This is a genomic window from Butyrivibrio sp. FC2001, assembly GCF_000424125.1.
GTDB lineage: Bacteria > Bacillota > Clostridia > Lachnospirales > Lachnospiraceae > Butyrivibrio.
On the sequence record NZ_AUJH01000013.1, the window covers coordinates 1 to 16664 of the forward strand.

A 16664-nucleotide genomic window follows, 5' to 3' on the forward strand; every position below is an offset into this window, starting at 1 on the left:
AATATCAGGTATCGACTTCGCATGTGCATTTGGAAACACTGGAAAACTCCACAGAACAGAGCGAAGAACTTGGTAAAGCTAGGAATACCCAAATGGGCGGCATATAGAACCGCCTATAACGGAAAAGCGATTGCAAGCGTATGCTCAAAGACAGATGTGCAGAGAGCAATAAGCCCGAAAAGGCTTAAGCAATTTGGACTTATCTCAATGTTAGATTACTACACCGAGAGGTGTGTCACTTGTTAAGTTGATTGAACCGCCGTGTACGGAACCGTACGCACGGTGGTGTGAGAGGTCGAAAATGTCTCTATAATGAGACATTTTCTCCTACTCGATTTTTCTCAAATCAAATTCTTATGCAAAAAAGAGAACCAGAGCTGTGGCTCCGGCAACACTGATAAGCATTACTATTGCAAAGAATCTGAGCTTCGCGCCGCATTTATCTGTCTGAATCTCAGGAACACCATTGCGGGTAAGTGCATGAACGTCAAGATATTGCCCGGCCTGAAGATCTTTCTTGTTCGATAGAACAATCCCGCGGAGCATTTGACCATTGTAATTGTATTCTACCTCGTATTTTTCAAACGTCTGATAACATGGGGAATGTCCCGAGATGTAGGTCGCTTCCTTAACGGTTCCAAGACTTTTGATCACCCGGCCCGTATAAACATCTGCGCGATAATAATTGATCATGCCGATAAGGTCTGCTGACATGCGCCATAAAAGGTAGGCCAGAAATAATACCAGCACAATCTCGCATGAATTATCGAAAATTTTATTCCAAATTTGATCCCACATTATAAGTTCTCCTCCCAACTATAAATAGATAATACTCTGAAAATGTGAGGAGTTGAAGCGCTTGTATGGCAAGATATGGTGGGGTAATTTGTAAAACGAAAAAACGAGAGAATAAGAACGTGAAAACATTAAGGTGCGAATCAAAAATATTGAAAACGGAAAACACGTTGATAAATCTCTAAAATGACTATATAATCAAATTATTAGAAGATTAAAAACGCTAAATCCGAGAATAATAATTTGGGGTGATTATATGAAGATTATAGGAATACATGCAGAGGGACTTCCGCTATTTAAAAATGAATTGAATATAGGTTTTACAGTAACTCAGAGGGTATCAGATGATGATAAGGGATCTCTGATTCAGTTGTTCAATAATATTTACCTGAATCCCACAGAGGCAATTATCGGAATCAATGCGTCTGGAAAGACATCGGTTCTTAAAGTAGTGCTACTAGTGCTTGGATTATTAAATAATGAACCCATAAATCACCTTTACGTTAAGGATATTCTTGGCAAATCTGATGAAGTTGTGATAAGCACAGTCTTCTTTTCAAATGATAGTTTGTATAAGCTTAAAACAAAGATTAGCTTTAAGGATGACAGATACATAATTACTGATGAAGTACTAATGAGAAAGTCGGTAAATGATGTAAAGTCAAGAAAGACTATGTTGGAGTTTGACGACTCAATGATTATGACTACTCGTAAACAGGATGAGGAGTTTTTATCAGATGACGTAAGCATCGTTATAGCGCACAATAAGAAGAATAAAGAGCATATGCTTGTTGAAGATATGCTTTCATTTACGAATATAAATGTGTTGCCTATATCGGATGAGATTCCCCTGTCGATAATCTCTTTTTTAGATCCGACTGTAAAAGAGCTTTCATTTGAGAGACAAAATGGCAAGGAGCTTATTCATCTAGTATTCAAGGGGCAGGATGAGATTGTACTAAATAATGCTCGCGAACTTGAGAACTATCTTTCTTCTGGAACCATAAAAGGCATCATAACATTTAGCAAGGCAATGGAAGTGTTACGTCTTGGCGGATATATGGTCATTGATGAGGTAGAGAACCATTTTAATAAAGAAATAGTTGCTACACTTATCAGATTTTTTATGGACAATAAGCTTAATAAAAATGGTGCAGTATTAGTGTTTTCAACACATTATCCGGAATTGCTTGATGAGTATGACAGGAATGACAGTATCTATATAACAAGAAATCGTGATGGAATTGAACTGAAGAGATTGACAGAAGTCCTTAGCAGAAATGATATTAAGCGAAGTGAAGCCTATCAGAGTGGACTTCTTGATGGTACTACTCCTGCATATGAAGCATACATGCAACTAAAGAAAAGCATCGCAGCGTATGTATAAAGGAGGCTGCGGATGGAATTAAAACTTAGCAAGTATAAAGCATGTATCTGCGAGGGTTCTGCGGAAAATGCGATCATTGATATTCTCGTAGACGAGCATTTGCTTATATTTGAAAGAGAGGAAATGCTTGATGAGGAAGTCATCAGATGTAGGAACGCAAAGAGATTGAAATGCTGATTATTCTGAGTGAAGGGAAGTATAATCAATTTAAGAAATCAGGCAAAAAGCCAAGTGATTTCTGCAAACAGGATCTTAAAATGAGCAATGTAAAATCATATGATTTTGTTCATGACTATTTCAGCGATTCCAAGAATTTGGTTGATGCTATAAGGAAATATTTAGAAGTATCTAAAATTCAGAGGGGAGAATATACGCTCCTTGATTTACTTAGGCATAAAATGAAATAGAATGTCGATGCATTCAATAGAGAATATTGTTACACGAAAAAAGCCGGATTTTGTCCGGCTTTTCTCGTAGTGTCATCCTTACGCTCTGGAGGAAACTCCTTAGCGATAGAAAATTAAATCATTTGATATCTTTGGGTGAAGCATCGCCGCCCTGAATATCTTTCCCCTCAACAATGAACCGCAGGTTTTTCCTTGGCTTAGGTAAAGCATCGCTACCTTTGCTGGAATTTATCCTTTCGACTTTGGACTAGGCCTTAGTAAAGCATCGCTACCGTGGCTGTCCTTGTCTTATGTTCTGAGTTAATAATACTCTTGGAAATATCACAGAAGTATCACACAAGAAGAACCATGATTAAATATATAGAGGAGGACATAAATCATTGGGAGAGTGTGCTGCTTAATATAGTGGAAGTCTAGATCTTGATGGAGAATTTGATTAGAATGAATCGGTAGGTAGAGAGATTTGGTGATAAAAGAGGAAGTGAATTATGGAGATGTTTTAAAGTGATGTAGCTATGACATCACTTTTTTACTGTACTTTTTATGGGATATATAAAGTGGCACTAATAGAGTTGGTAGTGCTTTGTGAAGTGCTAATATAGAAACAGAATGGTAACTTACTGAAAAAAGCTGATAGAGTTAGAGAGGGTGATTAATTGTATATTAATGATATTTATTATCCAAATTCAATAGTGGATTCAATCAAGAGTGAAGGATTAGTTGTTTTTGCAGGAGCAGGAGCATCTATGGGGAGTCCAACATCATTACCAGACTATGAAAAACTGACTGAGAAAATTGCAGAAGGAATGGGGATAGCTATTCCTGAGGAGATTCAATATGATGTTTTTTTGGGGAAGCTGAAAGCAAATGGGGTTCCGGTTAATGAACTGGCTGCTGAAATGTTATCCAAAACATGTATAGAGCATAATAAATTGCATGAAGCAATTATTGACTTGTTTCCCAATTCAGAAGACATAAAAATAGTTACAACTAATTATGATGAGATGTTCGAACAAGTTTTGATAGCTAGAAAAAAAGCTTGTGCAATCTATAATGCTCCAGCATTACCGTTGGGGAATGACATTAAAGGTATAATTCATATTCATGGAAATGTAAAAGATCCTAAATACATGATTGTTACTGATGAGGATTTTGGAAAAGGTTATCTTACAGAAGGGTATGTTTCCAGATTTTTAATAAAATTATTTGAGACATACACAGTCTTATTTATTGGGTATAGCTATAATGACACTATTATGAGATATCTAACGAGGGCAATGTCCAGACAAAATATTGGTAAAAAATATATTTTGACTGACGATGGTAAATCAGATTGGTCGGCACTGGGCATTCAACCAATATTGTTCCCCAATAAGGATTTTTCCAGAATGAGAGAAAGTTTAAAAAAGTTTGGAAATTGTGTCAGAAGAGGGCTACTGGATTGGGAGAAGTTTTTTCTTGAGATAAAAGATGCTCCTCCTAAAGACTTAACTATAGGGGCAGAAGTTGATTATTGCATCGAGGATATCCAAAGAGCACGAATTATGGCGAAGATTATCCATGGAAAGGGGTGGATTGAATATTTAGATAGGAGACAAGTGTTTGATAAAAGTTTTTCAAAAAAGATAGATTTTTCTGAACATGATTTTTTATGGGCTGATTGGTTGTGTAGTAATTTTGTCGGGAAAGAAGATGATGCAATACTTGGACTTATGCTAAGACACAATAATATTGTTAATCAAAAGTTTGCAGAAATACTAGTACAAAAACTTATAAATAATTCTGAAATAAGTGGACGTATACTTGCAAGATATATTGTTTTGCTGAATGAGTTCTTGACAAATAGTTGGACTATTACTAGGTTGGTTAAAATGCTATTTAAGAGAAAAGAAAACCATTTGGCGTTTATTTTATTTAAAAAATTATTTGATTGTAGATATGTTCTTCAGAATGGTTGGGGATTGGAGAAGTCATATGAATTTGAGCATAGATTTTTGGGGGGCTATTATGAAATAAATGATACGTGGAAATTGATTGGAAAAGCACTCTGTAAGGATGATGCTTTGGGGTTGATATCATTTGTACAGATGACGATTGAAGAAATGTGCTATAAATATGCAAGCTTAAATTCGGTTTCAAGGGGTAAAGAACCATGGGAATTATCGATGCTGGTCATTGAAGAACGTGAGGAAGAAAGATTTAATGATGAGGAGCTTGATATATTGGCTGAGATCTATTTGGAGGCTATAAATAGTATTCAGGGTAGGAATTTAATATTGAGAACTATTCTTTTGCAACATCTTGATTCAGAATCTACACTTTTGAAAAAACTTTCATTAAAAGCCGTTAGAACTACTAAAGTTTTTGAACCAGGAGAAGTATTAAATATTCTTTTGGAACGTGAATTAATTGGCGAGTTCTTTGTAAAAGAACAGGTATTTTTACTTATAGCAGAGATTTTTTCAAAGCTGAATGAGAGAGAGAAAGATAGTGTGATTGATGCAATAGAAAGTTTGGATCAAGATGATGATGATCTGCTCGGAAAACGAAAAGTATATGATTGGTGTGAATGGATCCAAAGAGAATATGATAAGAATTCTAGATTAAATGGAATAATAAGTAGTTATAGCACTGAGTATGGCTTCAAACCCCATAAACATCCAGAATATATTATGGAACCCACAACGGTTACTTGGATTCAAGATATAAGTCCTATTTCAGAGGCCGAGTTAAAACAGCAATCGTATGCAGAGGCTGTAAAGTATATTAAAAATTTTAAGCCTGATCCTTTCGAAGGACCCAATAGATATGGACTGTTGAAGATGTTGTCTTCTTGTATTTCTAAAGATTACAATTGGACCAAAGGAATCGTTGGGGAACTGATTATTCAAAAAACGAAAGACGAACTACTTTGGCAGTATGTTTTCAGGGGAATAGAAGATGCTCACTTTGAGTTGAATCAGACTGTCGAACTTCTAGAATACTTGTCTTTATATATCGCTAATTGTAATTATGATAAGCATTTGTCGAGCTTTTTGTATGAAGTGACTAAGCTCGAAGATATAAAGAATTGCTTTGATAAATATGAGAAAAGACTATATTCAGTAGCTGAGATTATTTGGAATAATCGCAGTCATAAACAGATAAAGTTTGAAAGAAAAATTGATGCAACACTTAACACAACAAGTGGACTGATTCTTCTATCATTGATAAATATGCTCTATTGCTATAAAGAGTTGTGTTTTCCGTCAAAATATAAGAGATGCTTTGAACAAGCATTAAGAATACGGTCTTGGGAAAAAGATGTTTCAGTGTGTATTTTAGCAGGTCATTTCAACTTCTTTTATTATAGAGATAAGAAGTGGACAGTTGATAATTTAGAAGTGTATTTGAATGGTAAAAATAAAAGATATTTTTTAAGTGCGTGGGAGGGCATGACATATTTTTCCAGAAGAATTAACAAAGATACTATAGATATTATCACTCCTATCTATTTAGAGGCTTTGAAACATTTGGAATTACTTAAGGGTGAAACAAAGCATGGTTTTATTAATCTGCTATTAATTCTTATGATTTATGCTATTGAAAAACCAACATTGGAGTTTATTCCTGCACTTTATAATTATGCTACTGAGGATGATATCAGATTGTTTATCAGTGCAATAAGGAATCGATTAGCGGACATGGACGAGAACGACAAGACTAATTGGTGGAACCAATGGCTAAGGCTTTTTATAGATAATAGGAAGAAGAACAAACCTATTCCAATGTATGAAAAAGAAAAGATGGGCCTTTTATACTTGCTGACAGAACTTGATTGTGTTTTTGAGGAGGCTGTAGAAGTAATATGCAAAGGAATGTTGCCTAAGAATATCGATGGGGTGTTTTGGTGCTCTTTTGACGAGAAACAATTAGCGGCTAAACATCCACATAGTACAGTTGTTGCTATTACAAGCATTTTAGATGCTGTTACAAGTGTGGGGTATGATGATTTATTTATCAAAAATATTGTTAGTAAACTTAAAGATTTGAGTACAGAAGAGCAGCGGCAATTGCAAGAAGCACTTTTAAGGAAAAATATAACAATATCAGAAACTGGCAGATAATGATTAAATTTCTCTCGATTCTTTTGAATTCCTTATGTACTTTTGACAAACTAAACGGTTTATAAACGCTACATAATAATTTATAAATGAGTTATATTGCGATATATATAAACTTGATATGAATTTCAGATGGGTTTATAATTGTAACAAAATAAGTTGTAAACAGGTTATAATGCGAGGATTATAAACATGAATCTGTATTTCAAATTATTAAATAAACCCGTATTTAGGATAGCTGATGTAAACGAGCATTTTTGTAATATATATAGCGCACGTTCTGCGGTACAAAGATTGTTAAAAGCTGGGATGGTTAAGAAAATCAGAAATGATCTTTATACATGTGCGAATGGTGAGAATGGGATGGCTATTGCTAATCGTTTTCAGATAGGTAGTGCAATTAATGAAGGTGCATATATCTCACATCATTCTGCTATGGAATACTATGGAATTACAGATCAGGTATTTAATGATGTCTATGTTTCATCACCCAGGGTGTTTAATGACTTTGAATTTGAAGGATATAGTTATCATCATATTAAGCCTGGGATATCACAAGGAATACGAAAAGAAGAGTTTTCTGGAGGTATCGTTGTTACCGATAGAGAACGTACGGTTCTGGATTGTATAAAGGAAATGGACAAAATAGCAGGTGTTGAAGAAGTTATAGCTAATATTGATTCGATTGGTAGGCTTCAGGAAAAGAAATTACTTCAATATTTGGAGCAATATAACAACCAGTTCCTTTATCAAAAGGTAGGTCTTCTTCTAGAGCAGGCAGATGACAAGCATGGTTTATCAGACGCCTTTTTTGCAACTTGTAAAAGTAAGATAGGGAAGAGCAAAAGATATTTTACTACTTCTTCAAAGGCAGGAACATATAACGGGATATGGAGATTGGTGGTGCCAGAAAAAATATTTAGTATGAAAAATGGAGAAGGAATATGAATTAACTGAGGATATATTAGTAGGTTCGCATAGATTTTTGTAAGGTTATCGTCTGTCATTTCAAAATAAAATAGTGATATAATTGGCAATGGGGAGCTACTGCTTCCCTGTTGTTTTACATAAAAATAAATTAGAGGATACAGTTACATGAGAAAAGCAAGAACAGAAAAAGAAAATGCAATCAGAGAGAAGATGCTCGCTGAACTTTATGCGAATGAGTATAACAAGTTTATTGGATTCGAGGTGATGGAACTTAGTCCGACGTATAGTAAATCAAGGATCAAGTGTGATGAAAGACTTCACAATACATATGGAAGTATTCATGGAGGAGCACTGCTTTCCTTTGTTGATGTTATGGCAGGTGCTACAGGAAGTATGAGCGGTTACTATGTTACAACGGTTTCGGCTAATCTGAATTTCTTATTGCCAGCAGTTAATACTGAGTACATATATTGTGAATGTATGAAACTCAAGACAGGAAAGCATATCCTGGTATTCGATATCAGAGTTACAGATGATAATGGAAATCTCCTTGATAGCGGTGAATTTTCATTCTTTGCCAGCAAGGTACCGGTACTTGGAGACAGTTTGAAGTTTTAAATATATAAAAGCTGCATTTCTGCAGCTGAATTTTAGAGGGGCGCTGCCAGGTTATTATTAATCTGGCAGCTTGTGTTATGAAGAAAAGTTTCTATGAGGGGTTCTCAAGAGGTTTGCTTCTCTTGATAGGTCTAAGTTTAGAGTATTATCCTAAAGCGAAGCTAAAAGATATAGGGTAGAATGTGAAAGGTTTGTGAATTGCAAGGTATATAACTATAACGATTTTTTAAATATTCCACGAAAGAATATTTAATGGAATGCTCACAAATGAGAAGGTTATTGCTGAAATACTGAATTTGGCAAGGCAAATGTAGGCTGCGTAAGAAAGACAGCAATTAGGAATAACTGCGGGTGAGCTTGCTTTGTATGATGATCAAGAAGCTCATAAATAAGCATAAGTATCCACCGGAAGGAATTGATGATGTTATTCAGATAGTTATGAGCTGTGGACTGAAAACAACGATATGGATGAGCGTGTGAATACATACTTGATATAATCATATATCGGATATACAATGTATATACATAAAGGAGGTATATATTATGCAGACTCAGGTAAAAACTTGGGGTAATAGCCAAGGCATAAGACTTCCAAAAGAAGTACTTCAGGAAGCAGATGTGACTGTTGATGATATGCTGGATGTTAAAGTTTCGAATGGCGTCATAATGCTTACTAAACCTTTTAGACATAAATCATTGGAAGAGCGTGCTGCTGAATATGGTGGAAAGCTAGATCTAGATGGAGAATTTGACTGGGGTGAACCGGTAGGAAGAGAGATTTGGTAATGAAAGGAGAAATAAATCAGGGAGATATTCTTAAAATTGAAAGAATAAAAATGCCGGTATTGGTCGTAAGTAAGGATTTCTTCAATCAAACAGGGGAGATTATTGGTTGTCCTGTATATAAAAATGGGGAATCCGGAGCATTACATATAAAGATTGAAACAGAAGAAGTTACTGGCTATGTGCAATGTGAAAAAATGGCATTACTTGATATGAATAAAAGAGGGTATTCTAAACTGGATAGAATACATATACCGGCGATTATTGATATTACTGATGCAATCCAAAGCATTTTTGATTATGTATGATTTGGATAATAGTTAATTGCTAATATTTTTATTTATGTTACCGGCACTTTAATAGGGCCTGAAGTTTTAAATATATAAAAGCTGCATTTCTGCAGCTGAATTTTAGAGGGGCGCTGCCAGGTTATTATTAATCTGGCAGCTTGTGTTATGAAGAAAAGTTTCTATGAGGGGGTCTCAAGAGGTTTGCTGCTCTTGATAGGTCTAAGTTTAGAGTATTATCCTAAAGCGAAGCTAAAAAACATGAGTGAAAGTGTGAAAGGTTTGTGAAGGAGGAACATCTGGATGAGTGCATGAATGGAATACTTAAGCTATAATTGGTATGCAATAATTATATGTTCCTCAGATAGTTTGTGCTGCCATGAGCGCAAAAGAAAAGCTTGTCTTGGTAGGAGATTTTAGGCAGCTGCAGCCAATTGCGCAGGATCATAGAGAATCGGATATCACGGATATTGCATGTTCAACAGTTCACCAGTTCCAAGGATCAGAAAGAGACGTCATTATTTTTGATGCAGTGGAAAGTTATCCATCAACCAAGGCTGGCTATTTGATGAGCAAAGATATGGACTCAGTTACTAGGTTGGTGAACGTTGCTGTAACGCGAGCAAGAGGTAAGCTGGTTGTAGTTGCTAATACAAAGTTCTGGGAAAGAAGATTTGAAGGGACACAGCATATTTTCTATAAGCTTATTCAATTCCTCAAGGATAAGAGTAATATTACATCTACCCACGGGAAAAAACTGCATAAGTATATAATGCAACTTCCGGAGACAAAGAAAATTAAGAATTATCAAAATCTTGATGACGCAATAAAGATGTTTTCAGAGGATGCTGCAAAGGCACAGGAAAAGATAGTTATATCTATCCCTGATGGTGAGCTTGATTCCAAAACTCATGAGCAAGTCTTTAAAATCATTTTGGCTTGATGAACTTTTCTGGGATTTGATAGGCATGGAGAGCAATAAAGATGAACCGCTGTCTCTTAGGGCGATTGGTGCATTTGCGGTTTATGGAACACGGATTCGGGAGGATAGTACTGTCCTTGAAAATTGGTCAGAAGATGAGCTAAAAGAAGCTCTTACAAAATATATAGATCAGTTTTGTGATGATATAAAGAATGTGCCCGGCACTGCTTTTACAGAAAAGTTTGCTGAAGGTTATCATGGCGAGCTGCGTGAAGCGTTATATTACATCCATAATGGCGAGTACCAAAAGGCGCTTGAGGCAGTTGGGGATAAGAGAGGCTGTTTTACTAATGGCGATGTTAATATAAACGATGCTATACGAAATCTTTGTATGGAGGAGATTCGGAAATGAACACAATCAGTGCGACTCGTGACAGCGTGTGCATGGGGGATGATTGCGACGCACCGCATTTTGAGAGCTTTAGCTACGGATGAGAGGAGATGCTTTCGGAGTTTTTGACGAAGCTGTATGGTTATGTGGCCTGCGTTGGAGGCAGAACGATCAGATGGTTTGTGGTGTATGCGGAGGCCTTGGTGAGTATTTTGGGATTGATCCTACAATCATAAGAGTCATCTATATGATCCTCTTATTTACAACCGGTATCGGAATCCTTCCGTATATCATCCTTGCTATAGTAATGGATGAAGCACCTGAGAGCGAAAAGACCACTACTTACAATAGAAATACAAACAGTTACTCGGCAAATGATTATTATGAAACTAGTGAACCCGTTGGCTTTAAGCCCTTTTCAGATGATTCTGAGATAAAAGGATTTACTATCTAAGGAGATAAGGATGAAAATGACATCAAGATCAAGAGTAGTATTGGGAATAGTTTTTGCAGTGAGCGGAATTATGTGCCTCGTTGGAGGAAAAGCTCTTATGTCTGGTGTATGGTTTCTTTGCACAGCAGCTCACTTCTTTGATGCTTACAGGCTGCATTGCAAGGAAAAAGAAGAAATTTGACACGAGAACCATTAAAGGAATAGTAAAGAAAAAGCTTGTAGATTACTAAACAGTCTACAAGCTTTTTTATGTTCACTAATATTGAGGATTGTCATTTGGTGTAAATAATTCTCTAAACTCATTTCTGCCCGGAACCCATGCCTTCTCGTAGATATGTGTAAAATGATTTTTTACGGTTTGCTCTGAAATAAATTAAAAACTTAGGGGACCTTATCTAAATGACATTGGAACCGTCCCCTTTGACACGTTTATGGACAATAACGATACTGACACATCCGGCTATAATTGCCGCCGCGCCAAGTGATATCAGCAGTATGGGAAGCCACAGACCGGTCCATGCCCCCACATCCGTCGGATCATCGGGATTATAGTCAACCGTAACCGTGGAACCTATCTTCATATTATCTCCGCTGTCAATTGACCCTTCATATTCCTGTCCGTCAACGGTGTATTTGATATAATTCCTATATACTCTGCTATCATTATTATCCTCTGAATCATAACTTCCACTTAAAAGTTCGGAATCTGTAACTGTTGCCTCACACCTTGGATAGTCCTTCCTGTCACCATAAATAGTACTTGCATAGATACCGATCGCGATCACTATTATTCCGATGGGAATAACAGACCTTGCAAAGACATAATCCCTCATAAAATTAACAAATTTGCTCATCTTAACCATATTCTCCTCTTATCATATATTTCCTTCATTATTTTTTATTTTATCAAGTGTTCCAAGTATAGCTCCGTAGGTGCCGCCCTTGTCATCACCGGCTCCGCTTCTGGCGAAGGCCATAAGCGTAACAAACAGCAGATCAAGATATACCTCTGTCGTCCAAATACGATAAAAGCCCGGAATAGGTATCTTGCCTTCCACTTTATGTGCGTCTGTATCTTCCTCATGCGGGAACTGACTTGTCTGCACAGCGTGTGCAATTTCTTCTCCGTCCCGCAAAATGCGATATTCCATTCCTACAAGCGCACCCTCACCCGCTGTGACAGATGACTCGACACTTATGCCGTTTTGCTTCAAATGCTTCCATATATCCACGCCGTCAAATTCAAATGTATCATGAACATCGGCAAGAAGAGTACCCCAGGTGCTCTCAAGCACCTGTCCTACGAGATGTGGAACAGTCTTTCCATGTTCATGGTCTATGAAATCAAATTTATAGTCAACAGCCACACCGAAATTTGTCATTTTTGCCTCATAAAGCACTCTTCTGTTTTCATCTTCAATTCGATGACCCGCCTTGGGGGTGCCAAGGTCAGTAAGGAAATAGAGTTCTCTTTCCCCTCCCACAACATGCGGAGCATAACCTGTATATCCACTTAATTCCTGACGTTCCTTGTTTTCCTGCCTTTCTCCTCTTCCCTTGAAAATAGAGATTAAAACAAATGCCAGAATAAGCGGGCAAACGATCAGCAGATAAATGCCCATCCCGTTTTTGACATAGGCAAGCTCCGGGTTTGACGGATCGTATAAAACAGTGATCGTATTACCTACACTATCGGCTTTAACGGAATTATCAAGCTTAACGTTATAAGTTTCGCCGTCAACCTCATACTCCACAGTGGGCCGATAGGTTGTATCATCGCCGCTTCCTTCCTCTGTAAGGTCTGTAATCACGGCTGTTGTTTCCGCAAAACCCCGGGTCTGAAAAAAGGTGACGTTCACACCAACGCACAGACCTATAATTGCCAGTATCCCGGCAATAATTTTAACCATAGACTGATGAAAAATCATATACTAAATTCCTCCGTTTTACCTCTTCTTAGTAAACTCCTTCACGACAGATTCAATTCCGTCCTTTCTGGTGTATGAAGTTCCTCCGTCTCTCATATCTTCGGTTTTGACCGTTGAAGCAACGAAAGTGTTCTGATCGACTATCCTGTAAACTTCGCAATCTGCTTTCATACCCTTTGTCAGCAGTGTTTTCTCCACAGAGTCAAAATCATCAAAAAGCACAGAGCCTGCCGGAACTGTATCAGGATCCAGATCATCAATCTGCTGCATGTAATTAAGATAACCGACGCAGAATTTAAGTGATTCCTCGTAAATCACAGAAAAAACTTTTTAGGAAAAATACAGGTTCATTTTATTGTAAAATGATACTCTTTGGGCACGTTGTTCAGGTAATAGGCTTCCGGTACGGATCTGTCGGTATTCATATCCAAAGTGACTGTATAATCGCCGGGATCCCATGACACGACTTTATCTCCGTCCTGATTGAGATTGATCATATAGGTGTCGCTCGCAGTACAATAATAAATGGGATCGTTTGCGACAAACCGATCCTTTGCAACGACCGAACCATCGTCGTCACGTACAACTTTCCAGTCCACGATAAGATCCTTACCCTTCAGGTAATCCTCATCCAATATTACGCCACCCCTGTTGGCTATCAGGAAATTCAGATTGACCGGATCGCCGGATGAAAATTCAGTGACCGGTGCGGTATTCAGCGTTTCTCCGTAAAGATCTGCGATCGGCTCCGGCTCACTCGTTGTGAATAGAAGGTCCAGCGACAGATCCACGCTGTCATATGCGGTTTTTGTACCTTCCGTTTCCGTATTTGCCGCAATGATATCCTCGCTGTAATGCGGAAGTTCCTCCACTTCATAAAGGACCATTACCGTATCATATCCTTCATCTGCATAGCCATTCATCAGCCAATAAGGAGCATCGTTTACATCTTTACTGCGTTGCAAGTTATAAACCGTAACCGAATTCGGCCGTGCTTCCTTTGCAGCATCCTTCTGTTCTATCGTCGGGTTCTCACCTACACCGTCAGCCTCTGAGGGATGGGCATCATTATCCGGATCCACGATCACGATCGCTTTCATGCTTTCTTCTGTACCCACTGCATTCGGATCCGTAATGACTCCGACTACAGAAACAGCGTGATCGGCCTCAAGCAGTTCCCCTTCCGATTCAATCTTACCTACGCTCCCTATAAAACACACTGCGTCACTGTCTTGATCACCACAGTGCTTCAAGACTTCGATATTATTGGGTTCCTTGGTCAGGTCATATCCCGTAACCAGATTCGAACTGAAGAAAGATTTCATCAGTCCATCCTCCGAACGTAACTGGTCAATAAGCATGGCACTGTGCATGCTTTCATACGGTGCCATATAAAACTCACCCATAAAGAAAAAATCAACTGCAGCATCCGTATCGGCTCCGTCGTTTGTGATCTTCCGGTTGTAGTACCTGAAAACATCGTCCTCGGAAGAAAAGGTATTCCCTGTGATCGGATTCTGCAGTTTTTCTGCCCATCCGTTTACCCAGAGCGCATCGGCAAGAGCACCCGCCCAGCATTGCAAGGAATCATTATCCAGCTCCGGATCCATTTCAGCATGGGAAATAAGAGTATCCGAATCGGCATAATCATCATACTTTTCCGCATCGGCAAAAGCATCATCATAGATCGTAAGTCCATCTTCACTATCCGCATCGTAATACAAGGACAGGGCTTCAATCATGGCATCCTTGTTCTCATCCTTCAGCCCGTTCATGAAAAGATTATACTGATTTCCCTTTTGATCCGTAAAAGTCTCATTTACCGAAATATATCCCGCACCTCTTGTTGCCTTGCTGTTAAGATGCACGGTATGTTCTTCCATATCCGCGGTGATCGCGGTATCCGATGCCTCATTTTCAGATCTGTCTTCTGTTTCGTCGTCTGAACCGCTCTCCGAGGCCTCACTTGGCTCCTCGGTCTTGTTTAAATTAGCGTTCACATTTGCGCCGTATCCCGTCACCGAGAGGGTTGTCAGCATCAGGGCTGCTATCAACGATAATGCGCATCTATATTTCTTTTTAATACTCATGGAACATTCCTCCAATTATTCGCAAAAATCTTTACACCGCTCTCATTATGACGGTAAATGCTTACTTTCAATTATATGTATTGAATTGTATTCAATATATCCTATTCTTCCAGAAGTTTATCTAAATTATCTAACACCTCAAGTAGATCTGCATTCTCATAATTTAAATAAATCGGTTTGCAAATTAATTATATCAATATTCAAAATGCTTAATTCTTAAAAGACAATAAATAAGTCGGTATGTATTTTTAGTACAAAATCTAACGTTCAAATAAAAATATATAAATGAGATCTTGTCGATTATGACAATATGAGTAAAGGTCTGTAGAATGAATATAGCTGGGATGTCATAGTTTATTGATGATGAGCTAAAGGGGCTGTACTCGGATTTATTTGATAAGCATTTTACAGAAGAAAATAAGTAAGAAGGGACGTAAAAATTCTGAGATCTATACAGCTGTCAATGTTTTCAAATGGTTATAAAACATAAGAAGTATCAGGATTTTCAAGATATAAAAGAAATAGCAGAGGGATATATCTATGCTTTGTTAGCATTCTGAATGTAACGACTTAGAGAAAGCATGACAAATTGTAAAACAGAATATAATATGAAAAAAATTATGTTTGAGACAGCAGATTATCAAGGTTGTGGTCTGCTGTTTTGATATTGAACCTTCTGAAGGAAAAGCTTTTTTTAAAATAATCCATATTTCTATTGTAATGATAAAATAGAAGAGAAATGTTTTTATGAAAACCAATTCTAGAATGTTTACAGACAGGTAGGAGGTGCACATGAACAAAGTATATTGCTATTCAAAATGCTCCACATGTAAGAAAGCCCTGAAATGGCTTGATGATAACAATGTTAAGTACGAGCTGATCGACATCAAAGAGAACAACCCCGACGAGGATTCTTTGAGAAAATATCATAAAGCTAGCGGCCTTCCGCTGAAGAAGTTTTTTAATACCAGCGGGAAGATTTATAAGGATATGGAGTTGTCCAAGCGTTTGCCTGGAATGAGTGAAGATGAGCAGTTTAAGCTCCTTGCATCCGATGGAATGGTTGTGAAGAGACCTTTACTTGTAACTGACAAGAAGGTGCTGACAGGTTTCAAGGAGAGCGATTGGCAGGAAGCATTATTAAAAAAATAAAAACAGCGAGAGATTAAGGCATGAAAACAGTAAACGTTGTCGCAGCAATTATCTGCGATGATTACAAGAGAAAAACAAAGATATTCGCAACTCAGCGCGGATATGGGGATTATAAGGATGGCTGGGAATTCCCCGGAGGGAAAATTGAAGAAGGTGAGACTCCTGAAGAGGCGCTGGTTCGTGAGATTAAAGAAGAGCTTGGTGCTGAGATCGAGGTACATGATCTGATAGACATAATAGATTATGACTACGAGACTTTTCATCTTCATATGAACTGCTACTGGGCGACTGTTGCTGAAGGTAAGCTGCAGCTCCTAGAGCACGAAGCTGCGAAGTGGCTTGAGGTAAGTGACCTTAGAAGTGTGGACTGGCTTCCTGCGGATTTAGATCTTCTTCCCAAGCTTGCAGAAGCGATGG

At 37.8% G+C, this 16664-nt stretch carries 19 protein-coding genes and 2 pseudogenes; 16 read left to right on the forward strand and 5 right to left on the reverse strand.

The annotated features are described in order from the left end of the window. Positions 1–246, forward strand: a pseudogene (locus G601_RS27305) (group II intron reverse transcriptase/maturase); the annotation flags it as partial. A 108-nt stretch (positions 247–354) separates the two neighbouring features. Here the strand turns inward: G601_RS27305 and G601_RS0106945 are convergent. After that, positions 355–798: a hypothetical protein gene (locus tag G601_RS0106945; protein ID WP_026664932.1), complete on the reverse strand. Its 444-nt coding sequence runs from the start codon at positions 796–798 to the stop codon at positions 355–357. Between the two features lie 253 nt (positions 799–1051). Between G601_RS0106945 and G601_RS0106950 the strand changes: the two genes are divergently transcribed. From G601_RS0106950 to G601_RS26055, 13 genes are all read left to right on the forward strand, one after another. Next, entirely contained in the window at positions 1052–2182 is a 1131-nt protein-coding gene (locus G601_RS0106950; RefSeq protein WP_026664933.1) for an AAA family ATPase, read from the forward strand. A 12-nt stretch (positions 2183–2194) separates the two neighbouring features. Continuing rightward, positions 2195–2359, forward strand: a complete 165-nt coding sequence (locus G601_RS27185) for a hypothetical protein (protein WP_330368815.1) — start codon at positions 2195–2197, stop codon at positions 2357–2359. Beyond that, on the forward strand, positions 2353–2589 hold the full coding sequence (locus tag G601_RS27190) for a hypothetical protein (RefSeq protein WP_051205656.1): 237 nt from the start codon (positions 2353–2355) through the stop codon (positions 2587–2589). Before G601_RS27185 ends, G601_RS27190 begins: the two co-directional genes overlap by 7 nt. Before the next feature lie 656 nt (positions 2590–3245). Continuing rightward, positions 3246–6695, forward strand: coding sequence for an SIR2 family protein (locus G601_RS0106960; protein ID WP_026664934.1), 3450 nt, complete (start codon positions 3246–3248; stop codon positions 6693–6695). A 189-nt stretch (positions 6696–6884) separates the two neighbouring features. Then, complete coding sequence (locus G601_RS0106965; protein ID WP_026664935.1) at positions 6885–7640, forward strand: type IV toxin-antitoxin system AbiEi family antitoxin domain-containing protein; 756 nt, start codon at positions 6885–6887, stop codon at positions 7638–7640. 147 nt (positions 7641–7787) lie between these two features. Further along, on the forward strand, positions 7788–8240 hold the full coding sequence (locus G601_RS0106970) for a PaaI family thioesterase (protein WP_026493048.1): 453 nt from the start codon (positions 7788–7790) through the stop codon (positions 8238–8240). A 366-nt stretch (positions 8241–8606) separates the two neighbouring features. Then, a complete protein-coding gene (locus tag G601_RS26790) occupies positions 8607–8720 on the forward strand; it encodes a DUF3387 domain-containing protein (RefSeq protein ID WP_242834393.1) in 114 nt (37 codons plus the stop codon). Positions 8721–8783: 63 nt separating this feature from the next. After that, positions 8784–9026 (forward strand): AbrB/MazE/SpoVT family DNA-binding domain-containing protein, encoded by a 243-nt coding sequence (locus tag G601_RS0106980; RefSeq protein WP_026493467.1) that lies wholly within the window; start codon positions 8784–8786, stop codon positions 9024–9026. After that, on the forward strand, positions 9026–9331 hold the full coding sequence (locus G601_RS0106985; RefSeq protein ID WP_026493468.1) for a type II toxin-antitoxin system PemK/MazF family toxin: 306 nt from the start codon (positions 9026–9028) through the stop codon (positions 9329–9331). Before G601_RS0106980 ends, G601_RS0106985 begins: the two co-directional genes overlap by 1 nt. A 358-nt stretch (positions 9332–9689) precedes the next feature. Further along, a complete protein-coding gene (locus tag G601_RS0106990) occupies positions 9690–10253 on the forward strand; it encodes an AAA domain-containing protein (RefSeq protein WP_026664936.1) in 564 nt (187 codons plus the stop codon). A gap of 25 nt (positions 10254–10278) precedes the next feature. Next, the gene (locus tag G601_RS22295; RefSeq protein WP_155829618.1) at positions 10279–10644 is read left to right on the forward strand and encodes a hypothetical protein; all 366 of its coding nucleotides are present in this window, start codon (positions 10279–10281) and stop codon (positions 10642–10644) included. A 79-nt stretch (positions 10645–10723) separates the two neighbouring features. Beyond that, positions 10724–11077 carry a PspC domain-containing protein gene (locus G601_RS22300; RefSeq protein WP_035790468.1) on the forward strand — a complete coding sequence of 118 codons (354 nt, stop codon included), beginning with the start codon at positions 10724–10726 and terminating at the stop codon, positions 11075–11077. A gap of 10 nt (positions 11078–11087) precedes the next feature. Next, on the forward strand, positions 11088–11258 hold the full coding sequence (locus G601_RS26055; RefSeq protein ID WP_155829620.1) for a hypothetical protein: 171 nt from the start codon (positions 11088–11090) through the stop codon (positions 11256–11258). Between the two features lie 214 nt (positions 11259–11472). Here G601_RS26055 and G601_RS0107015 read toward each other — a convergent pair whose 3' ends face one another. Genes G601_RS0107015 through G601_RS0107030 form a run of 4 tightly spaced genes read right to left on the reverse strand, consistent with a single transcriptional unit; the run spans position 11473 to position 14873 of the window. Further along, entirely contained in the window at positions 11473–11931 is a 459-nt protein-coding gene (locus G601_RS0107015) for a DUF3592 domain-containing protein (protein WP_196808833.1), read from the reverse strand. Positions 11932–11952: 21 nt separating this feature from the next. Continuing rightward, positions 11953–13005, reverse strand: coding sequence for a DUF3592 domain-containing protein (locus tag G601_RS0107020; RefSeq protein ID WP_026664937.1), 1053 nt, complete (start codon positions 13003–13005; stop codon positions 11953–11955). 18 nt (positions 13006–13023) lie between these two features. Continuing rightward, positions 13024–13323 carry a hypothetical protein gene (locus G601_RS0107025; RefSeq protein ID WP_026664938.1) on the reverse strand — a complete coding sequence of 100 codons (300 nt, stop codon included), beginning with the start codon at positions 13321–13323 and terminating at the stop codon, positions 13024–13026. Between the two features lie 29 nt (positions 13324–13352). Then, positions 13353–14873 (reverse strand): hypothetical protein, encoded by a 1521-nt coding sequence (locus tag G601_RS0107030; protein ID WP_155834483.1) that lies wholly within the window; start codon positions 14871–14873, stop codon positions 13353–13355. A 1014-nt stretch (positions 14874–15887) separates the two neighbouring features. Between G601_RS0107030 and G601_RS0107035 the strand changes: the two genes are divergently transcribed. Together G601_RS0107035 and G601_RS27310 are read left to right on the forward strand one after the other, a co-directional pair. Next, positions 15888–16247 (forward strand): arsenate reductase family protein, encoded by a 360-nt coding sequence (locus tag G601_RS0107035; RefSeq protein WP_026664940.1) that lies wholly within the window; start codon positions 15888–15890, stop codon positions 16245–16247. Positions 16248–16267: 20 nt separating this feature from the next. Continuing rightward, a pseudogene (locus G601_RS27310) lies at positions 16268–16663 on the forward strand ((deoxy)nucleoside triphosphate pyrophosphohydrolase); the annotation flags it as partial. Between the last annotated feature and the right edge of the window lies 1 nt (position 16664).